The sequence below is a fragment of the Mesorhizobium album genome (genome assembly GCF_033977205.1).
Lineage (GTDB): Bacteria > Pseudomonadota > Alphaproteobacteria > Rhizobiales > Rhizobiaceae > Mesorhizobium > Mesorhizobium album.
This window is the reverse complement of record NZ_JAVIIW010000011.1, coordinates 46,228-65,264: the sequence shown is the minus strand read 5'-3', so window position 1 is coordinate 65,264 and position 19,037 is coordinate 46,228. Positions and strand designations below refer to the sequence as shown.

Below are 19,037 nucleotides of genomic sequence, written 5' to 3'. Positions count from 1 at the left end.
AACTGCGCCAGATAGGGCGATGGCCGGAGTGGCCTTGCCCTGTCGATGAGACGAGTTGGATAAGCCGGGCTGCGTCGGAGGAGATCGCAGGTTTGACACGCTGGCCGGCGATGCTTTCGGAGGGTTGAAGTGCAGGTTGGAAACGCCCGCTATCGGCTCGCGAGGGATCTGCCGTCGACGATCCCGGTGTTTCCGCTCGCCGGCGCGCTGCTCCTGCCGGGCGGCCGCATGCCGCTCAACATCTTCGAGCCGCGCTATCTGCAGATGATCGACCAGGCGATGGCGGGGCCGCGGCTGATCGGCATGATCCAGCCCAGCCTCGATGGCGCGCTGCGCGACGACGGCGAGCCGGAGCTGTGCAGCGTCGGCTGCGCGGGGCGCATCATCTCGCTCGCCGAGAGCGGCGACGGGCGCTACCTGATCTCGCTGCAGGGCGTCTGCCGCTTCCGCGTCACGCAGGAGCTGGCGGTAAAGACGCCGTTCCGGCAGTGCCGGATCGCGCCGTTCCTTGCCGATCTCGAGGAGGATCAGGCGGCAGCCGAGGTCGACCGGCCGGCGCTGCTCAAAGCGTTCCGCGCCTATCTGCAGGCCAACGACCTCGAGGCCGACTGGGAAAGCGTCAGCCGCGCCGAGAACGCCATGCTGGTCAATGCGCTGTCGATGATGGCGCCCTATGGGCCGGCCGAGAAACAGGCGCTGCTCGAGGCGGCGGACCTGAAGACGCGCGCCGAGACGCTGATCGCCATCACCGAAATAACGCTGGCGCGCGAGGATGAGGATTTTGGCTCGAGCCTGCAGTAAGTGTATTGATATTCAGGTGAGGCCGGCCTGCAAGTGGCGGGTTCCTGCGCTTCCGGTGCTCACGTACTTCAAGTACGCTCCGCTCCGGTTCTCGGAACCCATCACTTTCGGCTCGGCCTGACCTGAATCTCAACACACTTAAGCCCGTGGCAATTGGACAATGGAAAAGTGCGATGGCGGCGGACGGACGTGATGGGCGGAAAGCCACGGTCGACCCGAAACTGCTGGAACTGCTCGCCTGCCCGCTGACCAAGGGGCCGTTGACCTGGGACCCGGAGCGCAGCGAGCTGATCTCGCGCGTGGCGAAGCTCGCCTATCCGGTGCGCGACGGCATCCCGATCATGCTGCCGTCGGAAGCGCGCACGATCTCGCCCGAAGATGTGCTGCCGCCGCAGCCGCGGCTCGGCGGGCCGTCGTGAAGGCCTTTCGTTGACGACGCTTCCGGAAGGATGCCGCAAGCCATCGAGATTGGCAGAGGGCGTCCCTTCCGTCGTCATCCCAGGGTCTGCGCTGCGTCGCTACCTCCTTGCTACGCCCGAGGATGACGAAAGCGCTCCACGCCCTCGGCCCATTCCATATCCTACTGAAAATTCCGCCCCTTGGGCATGACCTGTTGTGCGGCACCCGATAGGACCTCGATGTCCTGGCGAACCGGCAGGCCGCGGTTCGCGGAGCGCTCCGGTCCATTCGATGGCTCAGAGGGCTGATGCTCAATGGTGGGCGTCTCCTGCAGCAGCACGCTCAGCCAGGATGTCAGGTCCTCGATCCTGTCGGCGACGATGTGGATCACGTCCGATTCCTGCTGCAGCTTGCCGGTGACGCGGATGAAGCGCGCGCCCATCACCGCCGAGCGGAAGCGGTCGAAGACGCGCGGCCAGATGATGACGTTGGCGATCGCCTTTTCATCCTCGAGGGTGATGAAGATCGCATTGCCTTTGCCGGGGCGCTGGCGCACCAGAACCAGGCCGGCGACGGAGACGCGGCGGCCGTCGCGCACAGACGGCAGACGGGCATTGGGGGTGATGCCGGCGCGGGTGAGCCGCTCGCGCAGGAAGGCGACGGGATGCTCCTTCAGCGATAGGCCGAGCGAGCGGTAGTCATGGACGACATGCTCGCCGAGCGGCATTTTTGGCAGCCTGGTCTCCGGCTCCAGCTCGCGCAGGCGCAGCATCGGCCGGTCGAACAGCGGCAGCTTCTCGGCGGCGCTCCTGCCGTCGAGCGCGCGCACCTCCCAGAGCGCCGCGCGACGGTCGAGGCCGAGCGAGCGGAAGGCGTCGGCCTCGGCCAGCCTTTCGATCTCGCCGACATCGAGGCCTGAACGCAGCCAGACGTCCCTGACCGATCGGTAACCGCCGCCGCGCCGGGCGACGGCGGCATCCATCCGCTCCTCGGAAAGCCCCTTGATCTGGCGAAAGCCAAGCCGCACGGCATGAGCCGTCTCGATGACGCCGCGCATCGAGGCATGGCGTTCGAGGATGCGGGACGGATCGAAACCGGACTTCTCCAGCGTGCAGTCCCAGACGGAATGATTGATGTCGACCTCGCGCACTTCGACGCCGTGGTCGCGCGCATCGCGGACGAGCTGGGCGGGCTGGTAAAAACCCATCGGCTGCGAATTTAGGATCGCGGCACAGAAGACGTCGGGATAGAAGGTCTTGAACCAGCAGGAGGCATAGACCAGCAGCGCGAAGGACGCGGCATGGCTTTCGGGAAAGCCATATTCGCCGAATCCTTCGATCTGCTTGAAGCAACGCTCGGCGAATTCCTTTTCGTAGCCCTTGTTGACCATGCCGTCGATCATCCGCTGGCGGTAGTTGCCGATCGTGCCGGTGCGCTTGAAGGTGGCCATGGCGCGGCGCAGCTCGTCGGCCTCGCCCGGCTGGAAGCCGCCGGCGACGATGGCGATCTTCATCGCCTGCTCCTGGAACAGCGGCACGCCAAGCGTCTTGCCGAGAATCTCCTTCAGCTCCGGCTTCGGGTATTCAGGTTTCTCCTTGCCTTGCCGGCGGCGCAGATAGGGATGCACCATGTCGCCCTGGATCGGGCCGGGCCGTACGATCGCCACCTCGATGACAAGATCGTAGAAGGTGCGCGGCCGAAGACGCGGCAGCATCGACATCTGGGCGCGCGACTCGATCTGGAAGACACCGAGCGTATCGGCCCGGCAGATCATGTCGTAGACCCTGTCGTCCTTTTCGGGGATCGTCGCCAATCCCAGCGGGCGATCATAAGCGTCTCGCACATCGTAATGACGCTCAAGCAGGGTCAGAGCGCGCTTCAGGCAGGTCAGCATGCCGAGCGCCAGCACGTCCACCTTGAGGATCTTCACCGCGTCGAGGTCGTCCTTGTCCCACTCGACCATCTTGCGCTCGTCCATCGCCGTCTTGACGATGGGCACGACCTCGTCGAGCCGGTCGCGGGTGATGACGAAGCCGCCGACATGCTGGGAGAGGTGGCGGGGAAAGCCCATGATCTCATTGGCGCGTTCCAGCACCTGCCGCGCCAGCGGGTCGGTGCGGTCGAGGCCGCCGGCATTGGCTTCCCTGTCGCCGATCTCCGAGGTCGACCAGCCCCAGATGCTGCTCGACAAAGCGCTCCTGACATCCTCGGAGAGGCCCATGGCCTTGGCCACCTCGCGCAAGGCCGAGCGGCCGCGATAGCTGATGACGGCGGCGGCAAGCGCGGTGCGCTTGGCGCTGTATTTCTCGTAGATATAGGCGATGACCTCGTCGCGCCGCTCATGCTCGAAATCGACGTCGATATCGGGCGGCTCGTTGCGCTTCTCGGAGATGAAGCGCTCGAACAGCGTGTCGATGCGCTCGGGGCCGACTTCGGTGATGCCGATGCAGAAGCAGACGATCGAATTGGCGGCGGAGCCGCGGCCCTGGCAAAGGATGTTCTGGCTGCGGGCGAATTTCACGATGTCGTAGACGGTCAGGAAATAGCGCGCATAGTTCAGGCGCTCGATGAGGGCGAGCTCCTCCCCGATGCGCTGCGTGACATAGGCGGGAACACCGGCCGGATAGCGTCTTGCAGCCCCTTCCCGCGCCAGGCGTTCGAGCTCGGCCTGCGGCCCCAGGCCGGATTCGGTCGGTTCGTCCGGATAATTGTATTCAAGGTCGCTGAGCGAGAAGGAGAGCTCCTCGGCGAAGCGCAGCGTCTCCGCCAGCGCTTGCGGATGCCGGCGGAAAAGGCGCGCCATTTCCAGCGGCGGCTTCAGATGGCGCTCGGCGTTTGCTGTTAGCTCCAGCCCGACCTCGGAGACCGGCGTGTTGAGGCGGATTGCGGTCAGCACGTCCTGCAGCGGCCGGCGGTCGGCGGCATGATAGAGCACGTCGTTGGTCGCCATCAGCGGCACGCGCGCAAGTTCGGCCATCGCCGCCGCCTGCTCGATGCGGAAGCGGTCGTTGCCGCCATAGTCCGGCGCGACGGCAAGCCGGAGCGCGGCGCCAAAGCGGTCCCTAAGCCGGCTAATGAGTGAGAGATTGTCTTCCGTGCGCGCCGACAGGTTGGGCAGGATCGCCAGCGACATCAGATCGCCCCATTCGAGAAGGTCGCTCAATTCGAGCAACGTCGCGCCCTTCTCGTTCTCGTCGCGCAGATTGGCCTGGGTCAGCATGCGGCAGAGATGGCCCCAGCCCGTGCGGTCGCGGGGATAGGCGAGGATGTCCGGGGTGCCGTCGCGGAAAACCAGGCGGCAGCCGGGATGATAGGCAAGCTTTTCCACCTTGGCCTGCTGCCAGGCGCGCACCACGCCGGCGACAGTGTTCCTGTCGGCAAGCCCGATCGAGGAAAAGCCGTAGAACTTTGCCGTGACCACCAGCTCCTCGGGCTTCGAGGCGCCGCGCAGGAAGGAAAAATTCGACTGGATGCCGAACTCGGCATAGGGGACGGCGGCCAGCGCGTTCATGCGAACACCCCGTGCATGAACCAGCGCGGCGCGGCTTGCGAAGCGCCGCTGTAGAGGCCCTGGCGGTAGAGCCAGTAGCGGCGTCCCTCGCTGTCCTCGATGCGGTAATAGTCGCGGGTCGGCGCCTCTTCCTCGCCGGGTCGCCACCATTCCGCGGCGATGCGTTCCGGTCCTTCGGCGCGGGCGACGCGGTAAAGCGCGCGGCGCCAGCGGAAGTTCATCGGCGGCCCCTCGGGGATTTCGGTCGCCGGCACCTCGATCGGCTCGGGCGAGCGGAACAGCCGCACCGGCCGCTCCGGCGGGTAGATGATCATCGGCGGCACCGACCGGTCGGGCTGTCTCGGCGGCATGCGCCTTTGCGGCGCTTCCGCGAAAGGAACCGTGGTGACGGCGCGCTCCGGCAGATGGCTTTCAACGACGACCGGCTTCAGCACGGCGGCGTCGCCGAGGCGGGCGCGGATGCGGTCGGCGAATAAAGCGATGTCGGCATCATCGTCGGCAACCTCGCCTGCGAGATCGCCCTGCAGCATGTCGAAGGCGGCGACCGAAAGCACGGAAAGCCGCACGAGGTCGAAGCCGAAGCCGGCATCGATGCTCTGCTCAAGTGCGGCGAGCCGTTCGTGGAACAGTTTTCGGATCAACTGCGGCTCGCGCATCGGGCGCGAGGTGCCGACGGCGATGCGGCTGACGGCGCCGTCGACGCGGAAGAGGAGAAGGGCAAGCGCCCGCGCGCCCTCGCCGCGGCGTTCGAGGTCGCTCTTCAGGGCGACGGCAAGCCGGCTCACCAGCCGCTCGATGTCGTCGGTCAATACGACCGGCTCGGCAAGATGGCGCTCGACCGAGAGCGGCGCGACGGGAAGGCGCGGCGACACCGCCTCGTCGAGGCGGCCGAGCGCCTGGTCGAGGCGCAGCAGAAGAGAGGCGCCGAAGCGGCGGGCGAGCGGCGCGCGCGGCGTGGCCATCACCGCGCCCGCCGTGCGCAGGCCGACGCTTTCCAGGCTGATGCGGGTCTCCGGCGCGATGCGCAGCGCCGAAAGCGGCAGGGGCGCAAGCAGCGCTTCCTCCTCGCCGCCGGCGACGATGCGGTCGCCATGGAAGCGCGCCGCCGCCCAGGCGGCCCCTGGCGTGGAGGCGAGGCCAGCGCGGACATCGAAACCCTGCTCGAAGAAGCGGGTGAGGATCTCGTCCTGCATGGCGCGCTCGCCGCCGAAGAGATGCGTGCAGCCGGTGACGTCGAGAAACAGCCCGTCCTCGCCGTCGATCGCCACCAGCGGCGTGTAGCGGTCGCACCAGTCGGCAAGGCCTTCGAGCAGGCGGCGGTCGGCCTCCGGGTCGGCTTCCACCACATCAATCGCGGGGTGCATGGCGCGCGCGTCGGCAATGCCCATGCCGCGCTTCAGCTTCAGCGCCTCAGCCCGTTCGTCGAGGGCCGCGATGCGCTGGGTGTTGTTGTCGCGATGACTGATCACAAGCGGTGGGTGAGGCGGGGGCAGGTGATGCGACGGCCGGGAACGCCAGGACCGCCCCAGACGCTGGCGCAGGATCCGCTCCGCGGGCAGATGTGGAAACCACAGCGACAGGATTCGTTGCCCGCTCTTCCTGGGGCTTTCTTTCCTCACCCCTTCTTCTTTCCTCAAAAGCGTGCTCATCGGGGTTCCATTCCAGTGTGAATTGTCCGGGCAGGGCCGTGCGGCTCTTGCCGATATCGACGGTGAAGGCAGGGCGGCCGATCGAACCGGCGAGCGGACCGGCGACCGTCTCGCGGCTCGCAGCAGGCGCGGCCGAAACGATGAGGCGCACGGGCGCCGCTGTGGGCTCGGCCTCGCCGGCCTGGCGCAGCAAAAGCACCGGGCGGCCGGCGCTCTGGGCGCGGGCGTGCAGCCGCCGCGTCGCAGTAAGGTCGAGCCGCTGTGGGCTGCCGCGGATCTCGAGCATGACGGCGGCGAAAGCCGTCATGCGGGCGGCTTCCTCGGCGATCCACAGCGCGTCGAGCAGTTTCGGCGCTTCGGAAAACAGCAATTGCTCGGGTTCGATGCCGAAGAGGGCATGCAGCCCCCTGGCATAGGGAAAGCCGGCCTCGCGGAAGATTTCCGCGGTGCCGATCCAGAGGATCGGCAGGCCCTGCCTTTCCTTGAGGATCAGGCTGGTAAGCGACAGCGCGAAGCCGGCGACGGCGCCGGCATCGCGGGTTTCCAGCCCATGGATTTCGCTGAGCGCGGCCTTGGGCAGGCCGCCGCCAAGCGCGGTGTCGAGGCGTTCGATGCCGGTGCGCAGGAAGGAATCCTGCGGCGCCACGGCGAGGCCGCGCCGGACGATGGTGGCGTCCGACTGGGCCGCATCGCTGTATATTTGTTTTTCCTCAATTCCGGACGGAAAACCGCTTCGCACTTTTTCTGGAATTGCTCCAGGCGCGCCGCGTGCCGGCGCTTCAAGGCGCTCGGGCAGCGTTCCCTCGATCTTCGCGATCTGGCGGCGCAGGGCAAAAACAGTGTCCCGCGCCACGGCGCTCATCGCCATGACGTTCACTTCCGGCAGCAATTGTTCCTGTTATGTTCTTATAGATTCCAGAGGGTCCCGGAAGAGTCAAGCGGCATGGGAAGGAATTTATTCCTCCGCCCTTTACCCACAGGGAAGCCCGCCAGCCGGCTCATTTGCCTCAATCGGCGCGAAAGCCTATATGCCGGGATCAAAGGAAACCTCATGGCCCGCATCTACAAGACCCGCACCTGGCACGACCAGCTCTCGCCGTCGATGGACGAAATGGAGCTTCTGGCGCTGGAGGCCTATGCCCATCTGCCGGAAGAGTTCCGCCAGCTAACCGGCGAGATCGTCATCCAGATCGCCGACTTCCCGACCGACGAGATCATGGACGACCTGTCGCTGGAAACGCCCTTCGACCTGCTCGGCCTGTTCGAGGGACGCGGCATCGCCGAGCGCTGGAACCCGCAGACCGGCGAGGGGCCGAACCGCATCACGCTATACCGCCGCGCCATACTCGACTACTGGGCCGAGAACGAGGAGACGCTGGGCGACATCGTCACCCATGTGCTGATCCACGAGATCGGCCACCATTTCGGCCTGTCGGACGACGACATGGAGCGGATCGAGGAAGCGGCCGAGCAGGCGGCGGCGGGGTGAGTGTTACGCCGTTTTGGTGGGCGCCAAGCCACCCCCCTCTGGCCTGCCGGCCATCTCCCCCTCAAGGGGGGAGATCGGCAGCTCCCCTCGACGGTACTCTTCCTCCAACGCTGGCGATTGGCGAAATCAAAGGCGACGATCTGATCTCCCCCCTTGAGGGGGAGATGCCCGGCAGGGCAGAGGGGGGTGCTGTCCCGCCAGCGTCGCGCGGCGCACCTACCAATCGCTGAGCTTGGTGTCGGGCGTGTATTCCTGGCCTTCGATATCCTTCACCACGGCCTGGCCGCAGCGCATCGATTTGGTCGTCTTGTCATAGGCATAGGTCGGCGAGCCGAACAGGTGCCAGCCCTTGTTCAGGGCCGCCGTCACCTTGTGGCAGAAAGTGGCGTCGTCCGGACCGGACAGAAAGCGGTAAAGTTTCATTTTTCGACCCTGTCATGACCAATGTCTATCTGTATGTCGCCCAAAACCGCTGCACAGTTTTGGGCGACATACAATAGAGCGGTTCACCGCTTCACGGAAACGCAGAACCGCTTTATCCCTTTGTTTTGAAGCAATTTCGGACGGAAAACCGCTACGCACTTTTCCTGGAATTGCTCCAGCGCATCATGCGCCGATGATTGCGGCCTTCGCCAGAAGTTTCTCGGCCTCGGCCAGATGCAGCCGTTCGACCATGCGGCCGTCCAGCGCGATGACGCTTTTGCCGGCATTTTCCGGCCGTGAGAAGGCGTCCCTGATCGCCCTTGCCGCGGAAAGCGCCTCGGGCGACGGCGCGAAGGCGCGGTTGGCCGGCTCGATCTGGGCGGGATGGATCAGCGACTTGCCATCGAAGCCCATGGCGGCCGCCTCGGCACATTCGCGGGCGAAGGCCTCCAGGTCGCGGAAGTCATTGGCAACGCCGTCGATCACGTCGAGGCCGCCGGCGCGGGCGGCGAGCACCAGCTGCATCAGCCACGGCATCAGATAGCGCCGGTCGGGGGTGGCCAGCACGCCCGTTGCCTTCAACAGATCGTTCGTTCCGGCAACGCAACAAGCGAGCCTGGAAGCCGGATCGCGGCCAAGCTCGGCGATGGCGCCGATGTTGAGCAGCGCCTTGGGCGTCTCGATCATCGCCCATAGCTTCACCGTATCGGGCGCAAGATTGTCGTCGAGCAGATCGCCGGCCTCGAGGATGTCGCGCGGCGTCGCGACCTTGGGCAGGAGAATGCCGTCCGACCCAGCCCTGGCGACGGCCAGGAGATCGTCGATGCCCCATTCGGATCCAAGCGGATTGATGCGCACTACCATCTCGCAGCGCCGCTTCGGCCGCGCGGCCAGGATGCCTGCCAGTTTTTCGCGCGCGGAAACCTTGTCGGCGGGCGCGACGCCATCCTCGAGATCGATGACGACGGCATCGCAGGCGAGCGAGGCGATCTTGGCGAGCGCCCGCTCGTTGGAGGCGGGCACGTAGAGCACAGAGCGGCGCGGGTGGTAGATTTCAACGGTCATGACCGATCTATGCCGGCTGGTGGCGACTGAGGCAAGACGCAACGGCCCTGCACGAAATCTGCACATCCGTGCGGAAAACCTCCTCCGATCCGCCCCGAGCTTTCCGCGCCCACCAGCGAAACAGGGCAGCATGCGAACACATCAAATGCCTCGCCTGCCCTACCGGCTGCGCTATGACGGCTGGTGGCTCGTCCAGCCGAAGAAGCCGCGCCCCGCAGCCAATCATCCTGCCCTTCGTCCCGAGATCGCGGCACGGGGTCCGGATAGCCGCGCCGAGGAAGGTCCGGAGATAACGCACTCCGCTAATCTTGCGCCGCACTCTCGACAAGCGCGGCGCGCTTGCTAATCCTGCCGTTACAGAACCTCCGGGCTATTGATCGATGCCGCACAATATCCTCGTCGCCGACGACGACCCGCATATCCGCGAGATCATCTGCTTCGCACTGGAGAAGGCCGGCATGACGACGGCTGCCGTCGCCGACGGCGCCGCTGCGCTGCAGGCGGTCGAACGCCGCACGCCCGACCTCGTCGTGCTCGACATCGGCATGCCGGAGATGGACGGGCTGGAGGTCTGCCGGCGGCTCAGGCAGCGCTCCGACGTGCCGGTGCTGTTCCTGTCGGCGCGCGATGAAGAGATCGACCGCATCCTCGGGCTGGAAATGGGCGGCGACGATTATGTGACTAAACCGTTCAGCCCGCGCGAGCTGGTCGCCCGCGTCAACGTCATCCTGCGCCGCGCCCGCCCGGTGGCGGCGGAGGAAGAAGCGGACGACCGGCAGTTCGCGCATGGTAGGCTCATGCTTGTTCCGGCAAGCCACGCGGCGAGCTTCGACGGCAAGCCGCTGCTCTTCACGGCAATCGAATTCGCCATCGTCAAAGGTTTTCTAGCCCGGCCGCAGCATGTGCTTGGCCGTGACGCGGTGATGGCCAATGCCTATCAATCGAACATCCATGTCTCCAATCGCACCGTCGACAGCCATATCCGCAATATCCGCGCCAAGCTGGCGGCGGTCGGCTGCGTGGACGCGATCGAAACCGTGCATGGCGTCGGCTTCCGGCTCGGCCGATGCGGTGGCTGAGCAAGGAAAGATGGCGGCCGCGGCTTGCCACCGTCGTCGTCGCCATCCTGATCGTGGTGATGGCGCTGCCGCTGGTCGGCCTGTTCTTCTTCCGGCTCTATGAGAACCAGCTGATCCGTCAGACCGAGGGCGAGCTCATCGCGCAGGGCGCGGTCGTTGCCGCCGTCTATGCCGCCGAGGTGCGCGCCGCCGGCATTGCGCCGGAAAAGCTCGGCGCCAAGATCCCCACGGCGCGCGACAACGCCAACCAACCCTATCAGCCGATCGAACCCAGCCTCGACCTTGCGTCCGACGATGTCATGCCGACGAGGCCGGCCGCCCTTCCCGCGACCGCCGATCCGGCCTTCGCGGCCATCGGCACGCGGCTCGACGGCATTCTCGACGAGACGCAGAAGACCACGCTCGCCGGTTTCCGGCTGCTCGATCCGCATGGCGTGGTGATTGCTGGCGGCGGCGAGGTGGGCTTGTCGCTCGGCCAGGTCGAGGAGGTGCGCAGAGCGCTTGCCGGCGTCTATGCCAGCGAGCTGAGACTGAGGATCCCCGACCAGCCGCCGCCGCCGCTCTATTCGGTGAGCCGCGGCACCAAGGTGCGCGTCTTCGTCGCCCTGCCGGTCGAAGTCGAAGGCAGGGTCGCCGGGGTGGTCTATCTCTCGCGGACGCCGAACAACATCGTCAAACATCTCTATGGCGAGCGCGGCAAGGTGACACTGGCGGCGATCACCATCGTCGGCGGCACGCTGCTGATCGCGCTGGTGTTCATCCGCACCGTCAGCCGGCCGATCTATGCGCTGATCGAGCGTACGAAACGCATCGCCGCCGGCGACCGCGAGGCGATGCGCCCGCTCGATCACCATGGCACGCGCGAGATGGCGGCGCTGTCGGCCGCCTTCCTCGACATGGCGCAAAAACTGCAGGCGCGCTCGGACAGCATCCAGACCTTCGCCACCCACGTCTCGCATGAACTGAAATCGCCGCTGACGGCGATCCAGGGAGCGGCCGAGCTTTTGAGGGATTCCGGCGGGACGATGGACGAAGATGAGCGGCGGCGTTTCTCTAACAACATTGTCACAGATGCCGGGCGGCTCAATCTCCTGGTGCGCCGACTGCTCGAACTGGCACGCGCCGAAAACCTCGCGCCGAGCGGCGAAAAGACGACGCTCAATGCGGCGCTGGCGCTGCTGCCGGTCGACACCAGGCTGAAGGTGCGCATCGAAGCGGGTAGCGAAGTCGGCCTCGGCATCTCCGGCGAGAACCTCGCCATCGTGCTTGCCAACCTGATCGACAATTCGGCAAGGCATGGCGCGAAGCAGGTCGCGATCGGTGCCGTGGGTGCGGGCGACAGGGTGGCAGTCCTTGTCGGCGACGATGGCGACGGCATTTCGGCCAGCAATCGGGCAAAAGTGTTCGAGCCATTTTTTACCACAAGGCGCGAGACCGGCGGCACGGGCATGGGGCTGGGCATCGTGCTGGCCCTCCTGAAAGCGCATGATGGCACGATCAGGCTGGTTGACAGCGAGCGCGGCACACGCTTCGAGATCGATCTGCCGGCCGCGTGAGGGCTGGCGAATTTCGGAGAGACAAGTGCGCTACGACATCGTCATCATCGGCGGGGCCATCGTCGGGTCCTCGGTCGCCTATTACCTGCGCGAAGAGGGCTTCACGGGCTTGATCGCGCTGATCGAGCGCGATCCGCAATTCTCCCATGCGGCGACGACGCTGTCCCTGGCCTCGATCCGCCAGCAATTCTCAATTCCGGAAAACATCCGCCTGTCGCAGTTCACGCTGAAATTGTTCCGGCGGCTGAAGGAGACCTTCGGCGCCGACGCCGATATCGGTTTCCGCGAGGGCGGCTATCTCATCCTTGCCGGCGAGGCCGGGCTGCCGATCCTCAAGGCCAACCACGAAGCGCAGATCGCCGAAGGCGCAGACATTGTTCTCGAGGACGCCGAGCAGCTGACGCGCCGCTTCCCGTGGCTGTCGACCGAGGGCATTTCCGCCGGCGCCTTTGGCCGGAGCGGCGAGGGCTGGTTCGATGCGCATGCGCTGCTGATGCTGTTCCGCAAGGCGCTGCGCGACAAGAAGATCGATTTCATCGCCGCCTCGGTCACCGGTGTCGTGCGCGACGGCAACCGCGTCATCGGCGTAAGCCTCGACAATGGTGAGACGCTGGAAGCCGGCATTGTCGTCAACGCCGCCGGGCCGAATGCCGGCAATGTGGCGGCCTTTGCCGGTCTCGCGCTGCCGGTCGAGCCGCGCAAGCGCAACGTCTTCGTCTTCGAGGCGCGGGAAAAATATGCCGACATGCCGCTGCTGGTCGATCCGTCCGGCATCTATGTGCGGCCGGAAGGCTCGGTCTACCTCACCGGCGGCGCCGAGCCGGAGGAAGGCGATCATGCTCCCGACCCCAAGGATTTCGAGGTCGAGTGGCCGCTGTTCGAAGAGGTGATCTGGCCGGTGCTCGCAACGCGCATCCCGGCCTTCGAGGCGATCAAGCCGACGCGCGCCTGGGTCGGGCACTACGATTACAACACGCTCGACCAGAACGGGGTGATCGGGCCGCATCCGGAGGTCGAGAATTTCCTCTTCGCCAACGGCTTCTCCGGCCACGGCCTGCAGCAGGCGCCTGCCGTCGGCAAGGCGCTCGCCGAGCTCATCGTGCATGGCGGCTACCGGACGATCGACTGCACGGCGTTCGGGTATGGGCGCGTTGCGGAGGGACGGGCGTTCCGGGAGCTGAATGTGATTTGAAGGTGGCAGGCGGAGCATCGCGTTCTGTCGAGTTCCCGCCCACCCCCCTCTGGCCTGCCGGCCATCTCCCCCGCAAGCAAGGGGGGAGATCAGCAGCTTCGGCGCCGAGCCTCTCCTACCACGTTCGAGATTGGCGGAACCCGTCGAGCGCACAATCTCCCCCCTTGCGGGGGAGATGGCCGGCAGGCCAGAGGGGGGTGCTGTCCCTCCGACATCTCGGCGATATTCTTCATAAACTAAGCTGCTACCAGTCTTCCTGCATAAGCCTGCAGCCACCCAAGCACCCGCGCCCAGCCGTCGGCATGCTCTGCCGCCGCATCTGCCAATCCGGCGAAACCGCCGTGGCAGATGGTGAGCCGCGTGCCGCAGGCGGTCGGCTCCAGCAGGTAGGCGACCGTGGTTTCCTTGCGGCCGAGCGTCGGATGATCCCAATCGTAGCGCCGAGTCTGGACGATCCGGCGCGGCGTCTCGATTTCGACGAAGGCGCCGTCGGCGGGCAGGCGCCTGCCGTCGGCCGTCCTCACGATGACGCTCCAGGTTCCGCCGACGCGAAGATCGGCGGCCCAGCCGGTCATGCGGTAGGTGTCGGGGGAGCCCCACCAGCGCTCGACCTCGTCCGTGACGAGGGCGGCGAGAACCCGCTCGGGAGCGGCAAGGATCTCGGCTGAAGCCATGGCCGTCTCGCCATTTGCCATGGCCTGCGGCCAGGAATGCCGGAGCATCATAGCGACCTCTCAGATAAAAGTTTCGGAATCGAAACGAGGCTTCAGACCTTTGACGGCGGGCGCTCGAAACCCTTGCCGGTCTCGAGCAAGCTCTTCAGGCTCGCCAGCACCAGCGGCCAGCCCTTGGCAACATTCGGGATAAGGCTGTGCGGTCCGTCGGCCTCGTGGGTGACGGCGAGCTTCATCAACTCGCCATCCTGCTCGATGGTGAAGGTGCAGCGGGTGTAGCCGTCTTCCTTCACCTCGGGCATCCATTCGTTGCGCCATTTGATGACCAGGCGTTTCGGTGGGTCGATTTCCAGGATCTCGCCCGAGTCGGCGACGCGGCCGTCGGGGAAGATCAGCTTCCAGCTCGAGCCTACCTTCCAGTCGCTCTCTTGGTAGGAGCAGAGGAAGAACTGCCGATTGAATTCCGGATCGGTCAGGGCCGTCCAAAGCTTTTCGGGCGTGGTGCGGATGTAGGTGACGTAGACGAAGGTGTTGTCGCTCATGGCTCTTCCCTTTCAAGCCGCTTCTTCAGGTCGCTCAATGCATCCAGCCGATGGCGCTCGAACTTGCCGATCCAGCGCTCGGCGATCTCGTTGATCGGAACGGGGTTGAGGTAGTGCTCCTTCTCGCGCCCGTTGCGGACGGTGGTGACGAGGTTCGCTTCCTCCAGGATCGCCAGATGCTTGGTCACCGCCTGACGCGTCATGTCCACCCGTTCGCAGAGCGCGTTCAGCGTCTGCCCGTTCCTGGCATAGAGGCTGTCCAGCAATTGCCGGCGGGTCGGGTCGGCCAAAGCGCGAAAGACGGCATCCATGCTCATGGCTTTAATATGCAACCATTTGGTTGCATGTCAATGGGCGACGCAAAAGTTTTCGGCACCGGCCGTGGATGCCCAAGCGCGGCTGCCAACAGTCGCCTTTCATTTGCCCGCCGCTTTGTGTAAAGCGTGCGCCAGCAATTCCCGCAGAACCGAGACGGGCAAGGACCATGGACAAATTCACCAAGCTCACCGGCGTCGCCGCGCCCATGCCGATCGTCAACATCGACACCGACATGATCATCCCGAAGGATTATCTGAAGACGATCAAGCGCACCGGGCTTGGCACCGGCCTGTTCGCCGAGATGCGCTACAAGGAAGACGGCTCGGAGAACCCGGATTTCGTGCTCAACAAGCCGGCCTATCGCAAGGCGCAGATCCTGGTCGCTGGCGACAATTTCGGCTGCGGATCGAGCCGCGAGCATGCGCCGTGGGCGCTGCTCGATTTCGGCATTCGCTGCGTGATCTCGACCTCGTTCGCCGACATTTTCTATAACAATTGCTTCAAGAACGGCATCCTGCCGATCACAGTCAGCCCGGAAGACCTGGACAAGCTGATGGACGACGCCTCGCGCGGCTCGAACGCCACGCTGTCGGTCGATCTCGAGGCGAAGGAAATCCGCGGGCCGGACGGCGGCGTGGTCAAATTCGATCTCGACGACTTCAAGCGCCATTGCCTCCTGAACGGCCTCGACGATATCGGGCTGACCATGGAGAAGGCCGGCGCCATCGCTTCATTCGAGAAGAAGAACGCCGAGCTGCGCCCCTGGGCCTGATCGGCATGGCGTGAATAGACAGGCCCGGCCATTCCAGGCCGGGTTCGTGGCGGCTGAACGGGAGGAACAGTCATGACACGCTTGCTTCTGGCCGGCGCCTCGGCGGCAATTCTTCTGGCCATCACCGGCGCCAATGCGCAGACCAGCGCGCCGGCCACGCAGCAGGCGCCCGCGGCTTCCGATCAGCCGGCCGCCGATCAGGGAGCGACCGACCAGGCCGCTTCTGACGAGGAAAAGCAGGGCCCTATTCCCTTCGAAGGCGGGCAGTTCACCATTACGCAGCCGGAACAGGATGGCGAGAAGGTGCTGGCGTATGACGGCAAGCAGCTCGCCAGCAACTACGACGTCTTCTTCGAGAAGATCGTCGAGGTCGGCGGCGTCAAGGTTGCGCTGTTCGATGTCGGCGATGGCGGCAACCAGTGCGGACCGGCCAGCGTGATCGCCTGGAAGCCGGAGGGCGGCGAGATCCAGACCACCACCGTCGAGCAGGACGAGTGCGGCGCGCCGCCGGCGGCAGCCTCCGACAGCGCCATCTACTACGTGCCCTACCTCCTGCCGGGCGAGACCAGGCCGGCGCTGCAATGGTCGCCAACAGGCGGCCTGACCACCTCCGGCAACCTCACCTACACGCCGGAACCGGGCACCGACTGGAAGGATATCGATCCGTCGAAATACGACAACGTCATCGACGCCTTCCACAACGAGGCCGTCTACAAGGCGGCCGAAGCGCTGCTCGGCAAGGACATGCCCGATATGGCGACCAGCCTGCTGGTCGGCGGCGGCACCGAAAAGACGGCGTCCGGCGCCTTCTACGCCACCGGCTGCGTGCCGCATGACTGCGGCGGCAACGACGGCTTCATGGCGGTCGATCCGGTCAAGCACAAGCTCTATTTCGCCCGCCGCGGCGACAATGGCGAACCGCAAGCCTGGCCCGACGTGAAGAGCTGGCCGGCCGACATCAAGAAGGCGCTGGACGAAGCGCAGAGCTCGGGGAATTAGGGTTTCTGCACGGCGGCGGTCATCGCGGCTTCGTCATCCACGGGCGGAGCGACGCGAAGCGGAGCGCAGACCCGAGGATCCATGCCGTGACGGTTGCCGTAGAGTGCATCCGAGCAGAATTCTGCCTGCTGGCGGCGCTTCGGCGTAACGGCATGGATTCCAGGGTCTGCGCGCGTCGCTTCGCTCCTTGCTCCGCCCTGGAATGGCGACGGCAGGGAGGCTCCGGCCAATCTCCGAGGGCTTGGGCCGGCCATCCTGACAACAGTCCGCCCGGCTTGGCCCACGACCGATCCGCGCTTCTCCTGCTAGATGCATGCCGACAAATGCAACGAGGCACTCCATGCGCAAGCTCATCTCCACCGGCTCCCCCTTCGAGAAAACCGCCGGCTATTCGCGAGCGGTGGTGCAAGGCGACTGGTGTTTCGTGTCCGGAACGACCGGCTACGACTATGCCACCATGACGATGCCGGAGACGGTCGAAGAACAGACGCGCAATTGCCTTGCAACAATCGCCAAGGCATTGCGCGACGGTGGCTTCGACATGGCCGATGTGGTGCGGGCGCATTACTACATCACCGACCAGGCCTATGTTGACGCGGTCTTCCCGATCCTCGGCGAGGTGTTTGGCGACATCCGCCCGGCGGCGACGATGATCGTCTGCCAGCTCAACAAGCCGGAGATGAAGATTGAGATCGAGGTGACGGCGCTCCGGCGCACGGCCTGATGCCAGTCCCAAAAGTGCGAAGCGGAGCAACAACGACACGGTTAGAGCAAGGATTAGCCGATGGTGAAGGTCAGGCGTATCGTCGCCAATATCGCCACTCAGGACATCGCGGCGGCGAAAAGCTTCTATCATGACGTGCTCGGCCTCGATGTCGTCATGGACCTAGGCTGGATCGCCACTTATGGCTCGCAAGAGACAATGACTGTCCAGATCAGCTTCATGGCGCAAGGCGGCTCGGGCACGCCGGTGCCGGATCTGTCGATCGAGGTCGACGATGTCGATGCGGCGCTCGACCGCATGCGCAAGGCTGGCTTCGCCGTCGAATACGGCCCTGCCGACGAACCCTGGGGCGTGCGGCGCTTCTTTGTGCGCGACCCGTTCGGGCGGCTGGTCAATATTCTGTCGCACCGGTGATGGTTGTAGGTCACTTTTGAGACGCTGGCGGGACAGCACCCCCCTCTGGCCTGCCGGCCATCTCCCCCGCAAGGGGGGAGATTGAGCGCTCGACCACTTTCGCCAATCTCGAACGCTGAGGAACGAGCGAGGCGCCGAAGCAGCCAATCTCCCCCCTTGCGGGGGAAATGCCCGGCAGGGCAGAGGGGGGTGCGAAGGATCTCGACGCTCGTACCCTTGCGCCCAGCCCGCTTGGCGTTTAGCAAGGCCGCGGTTCAAAAACATTCTCGGGACGGTTCTCCATGGCTTCGAAAAATCTCTTCTTGCTCGCCGGCGATGGCATCGGCCCCGAGGCCATGGCCGAGGTGAAGAAGCTGATCGCAGCCATGAACGAGAAACTCGGCAGCGGCTTTGCCACCGACGAGGGGTTGGTCGGCGGCTGCGCCTACGACGCGCATGGCGCGGCGATTTCCGACGCCGACATGGAAAAGGCGATGGCGGCGGATGCGGTGCTATTCGGCGCCGTCGGCGGGCCGAAATGGGACAAGGTGCCTTACGAGGTGCGGCCTGAGGCCGGGCTGCTGCGTCTGCGCAAGGACATGGAGCTGTTCGCCAATCTGCGCCCCGCCATCTGCTACCCGGCGCTCGCCGCATCCTCCTCGCTCAAGCAGGAAGTGGTCGAAGGACTTGATATCCTTATCGTGCGCGAGCTCACCGGCGGCGTTTATTTCGGCGAACCGAAGCAGATCATCGATCTCGGCAACGGCCAGAAGCGCGGCATCGACACCCAGGTCTACGACACGTTCGAGATCGAGCGCATCTCGGGCGTCGCCTTCGAGCTGGCGCGCACCCGCAAGAACCACGTCACCTCGATGGAAAAGCGCAACGTCATGAAATCGGGCGTGCTGTGGAACGAGGTGGTCACCCAGACGCACAAGGCCAAATACAGCGACGTCAAGCTCGACCATATGCTGGCCGATGCCGGCGGCATGCAGTTGGTGCGCTGGCCGAAGCAGTTCGACGTCATCGTCACCGACAATCTGTTCGGCGATATGCTCTCCGACATTGCCGCCATGCTGACCGGCTCGATCGGCATGCTGCCCTCGGCCTCGCTCGGCGCGCCGGATGCCAAGACCAAGAAGCGCAAGGCGCTCTACGAGCCGGTGCATGGCTCGGCGCCCGACATCGCCGGCAAGGGCATCGCCAACCCGATCGCGATGATTGCGTCCTTCGCCATGTGCCTGCGTTATTCCTTCGGCATGGTCGCGGAAGCCGACAAGCTCGAAGCGGCGATCGCGGCGGTGCTCGATGACGGCCTGCGCACCAAGGACATCATGTCCGAAGGCATGACCGAGGTAGGCACGGTTGCGATGGGCGATGCGATCATCGCCAAGTTCCTTGGCTGACCCCCGGACACAACGTCTCGGAGAGCAGTTTTCTTTGCCCTCAGG

General features: G+C 65.2%; 19 protein-coding genes. 11 read left to right on the top strand and 8 right to left on the bottom strand.

From position 1 onward, the window contains the following. The first annotated feature begins 129 nt into the window (after positions 1-129). Together RFN28_RS11730 and RFN28_RS11725 are read left to right on the top strand one after the other, a co-directional pair. Entirely contained in the window at positions 130-801 is a 672-nt protein-coding gene (locus RFN28_RS11730; RefSeq protein ID WP_320287502.1) for an LON peptidase substrate-binding domain-containing protein, read from the top strand. Positions 802-974: 173 nt separating this feature from the next. Then, positions 975-1,220, top strand: a complete 246-nt coding sequence (locus RFN28_RS11725) for a Trm112 family protein (RefSeq protein WP_320287501.1) — start codon at positions 975-977, stop codon at positions 1,218-1,220. A 161-nt stretch (positions 1,221-1,381) separates the two neighbouring features. Here the strand turns inward: RFN28_RS11725 and RFN28_RS11720 are convergent, their stop codons facing one another. Genes RFN28_RS11720 through RFN28_RS11710 form a run of 3 tightly spaced genes read right to left on the bottom strand, consistent with a single transcriptional unit; the run spans position 1,382 to position 7,228 of the window. Then, the gene (locus RFN28_RS11720; RefSeq protein WP_320287500.1) at positions 1,382-4,711 is read right to left on the bottom strand and encodes an error-prone DNA polymerase; all 3,330 of its coding nucleotides are present in this window, start codon (positions 4,709-4,711) and stop codon (positions 1,382-1,384) included. Continuing rightward, positions 4,708-6,180: a DUF6504 family protein gene (locus RFN28_RS11715; RefSeq protein ID WP_320287499.1), complete on the bottom strand. Its 1,473-nt coding sequence runs from the start codon at positions 6,178-6,180 to the stop codon at positions 4,708-4,710. The genes RFN28_RS11720 and RFN28_RS11715 overlap by 4 nt, the downstream gene beginning before the upstream one ends. Further along, the gene (locus RFN28_RS11710; protein ID WP_320287498.1) at positions 6,122-7,228 is read right to left on the bottom strand and encodes an ImuA family protein; all 1,107 of its coding nucleotides are present in this window, start codon (positions 7,226-7,228) and stop codon (positions 6,122-6,124) included. The genes RFN28_RS11715 and RFN28_RS11710 overlap by 59 nt, the downstream gene beginning before the upstream one ends. Positions 7,229-7,411: 183 nt before the next feature. On the opposite strand from RFN28_RS11710, the gene RFN28_RS11705 reads away from it, so the two are divergent. Continuing rightward, on the top strand, positions 7,412-7,849 hold the full coding sequence (locus RFN28_RS11705) for a metallopeptidase family protein (RefSeq protein WP_278078010.1): 438 nt from the start codon (positions 7,412-7,414) through the stop codon (positions 7,847-7,849). Positions 7,850-8,065: 216 nt separating this feature from the next. Here the strand turns inward: RFN28_RS11705 and RFN28_RS11700 are convergent, their stop codons facing one another. Both RFN28_RS11700 and RFN28_RS11695 read right to left on the bottom strand, forming a co-directional pair. Further along, positions 8,066-8,272 (bottom strand): DUF1737 domain-containing protein, encoded by a 207-nt coding sequence (locus RFN28_RS11700; RefSeq protein WP_320287497.1) that lies wholly within the window; start codon positions 8,270-8,272, stop codon positions 8,066-8,068. 183 nt (positions 8,273-8,455) lie between these two features. Beyond that, positions 8,456-9,337 (bottom strand): HpcH/HpaI aldolase/citrate lyase family protein, encoded by an 882-nt coding sequence (locus RFN28_RS11695; protein WP_320287496.1) that lies wholly within the window; start codon positions 9,335-9,337, stop codon positions 8,456-8,458. Positions 9,338-9,717: 380 nt separating this feature from the next. On the opposite strand from RFN28_RS11695, the gene RFN28_RS11690 reads away from it, so the two are divergent. From RFN28_RS11690 to RFN28_RS11680, 3 genes are read left to right on the top strand one after another with little or no spacing between them, the layout of a single operon-like run. Then, a complete protein-coding gene (locus tag RFN28_RS11690; protein ID WP_320287495.1) occupies positions 9,718-10,416 on the top strand; it encodes a response regulator in 699 nt (232 codons plus the stop codon). After that, the gene (locus tag RFN28_RS11685) at positions 10,404-11,972 is read left to right on the top strand and encodes a sensor histidine kinase (RefSeq protein WP_320287494.1); all 1,569 of its coding nucleotides are present in this window, start codon (positions 10,404-10,406) and stop codon (positions 11,970-11,972) included. Before RFN28_RS11690 ends, RFN28_RS11685 begins: the two co-directional genes overlap by 13 nt. 25 nt (positions 11,973-11,997) lie before the next feature. Beyond that, a complete protein-coding gene (locus RFN28_RS11680; RefSeq protein WP_320287493.1) occupies positions 11,998-13,164 on the top strand; it encodes an NAD(P)/FAD-dependent oxidoreductase in 1,167 nt (388 codons plus the stop codon). Positions 13,165-13,400: 236 nt separating this feature from the next. On the opposite strand, the gene RFN28_RS11675 is transcribed toward RFN28_RS11680, so the two are convergent. From RFN28_RS11675 to RFN28_RS11665, 3 genes are all read right to left on the bottom strand, one after another. Continuing rightward, positions 13,401-13,838: an SRPBCC family protein gene (locus RFN28_RS11675; protein ID WP_320287492.1), complete on the bottom strand. Its 438-nt coding sequence runs from the start codon at positions 13,836-13,838 to the stop codon at positions 13,401-13,403. Positions 13,839-13,930: 92 nt separating this feature from the next. Further along, positions 13,931-14,380: an SRPBCC family protein gene (locus tag RFN28_RS11670; RefSeq protein ID WP_320287491.1), complete on the bottom strand. Its 450-nt coding sequence runs from the start codon at positions 14,378-14,380 to the stop codon at positions 13,931-13,933. Beyond that, entirely contained in the window at positions 14,377-14,697 is a 321-nt protein-coding gene (locus RFN28_RS11665; protein WP_320287490.1) for an ArsR/SmtB family transcription factor, read from the bottom strand. Before RFN28_RS11665 ends, RFN28_RS11670 begins: the two co-directional genes overlap by 4 nt. Positions 14,698-14,864: 167 nt before the next feature. Here RFN28_RS11665 and leuD point away from each other — a divergent pair, with 167 nt between their 5' ends. The 5 genes from leuD (at position 14,865) to leuB (ending at position 18,992) form a co-directional block, all read left to right on the top strand. Further along, positions 14,865-15,470, top strand: coding sequence for a 3-isopropylmalate dehydratase small subunit (gene leuD, locus RFN28_RS11660; protein WP_278205772.1), 606 nt, complete (start codon positions 14,865-14,867; stop codon positions 15,468-15,470). 72 nt (positions 15,471-15,542) lie between these two features. After that, positions 15,543-16,469, top strand: a complete 927-nt coding sequence (locus tag RFN28_RS11655) for an Ivy family c-type lysozyme inhibitor (protein ID WP_320287489.1) — start codon at positions 15,543-15,545, stop codon at positions 16,467-16,469. A 340-nt stretch (positions 16,470-16,809) separates the two neighbouring features. Further along, complete coding sequence (locus RFN28_RS11650) at positions 16,810-17,193, top strand: RidA family protein (protein WP_320287488.1); 384 nt, start codon at positions 16,810-16,812, stop codon at positions 17,191-17,193. Between the two features lie 63 nt (positions 17,194-17,256). Further along, the gene (locus tag RFN28_RS11645; RefSeq protein WP_320287592.1) at positions 17,257-17,607 is read left to right on the top strand and encodes a VOC family protein; all 351 of its coding nucleotides are present in this window, start codon (positions 17,257-17,259) and stop codon (positions 17,605-17,607) included. Between the two features lie 281 nt (positions 17,608-17,888). Beyond that, positions 17,889-18,992 (top strand): 3-isopropylmalate dehydrogenase, encoded by a 1,104-nt coding sequence (gene leuB, locus RFN28_RS11640; protein ID WP_320287487.1) that lies wholly within the window; start codon positions 17,889-17,891, stop codon positions 18,990-18,992. The last annotated feature ends 45 nt before the right edge of the window (positions 18,993-19,037 follow it).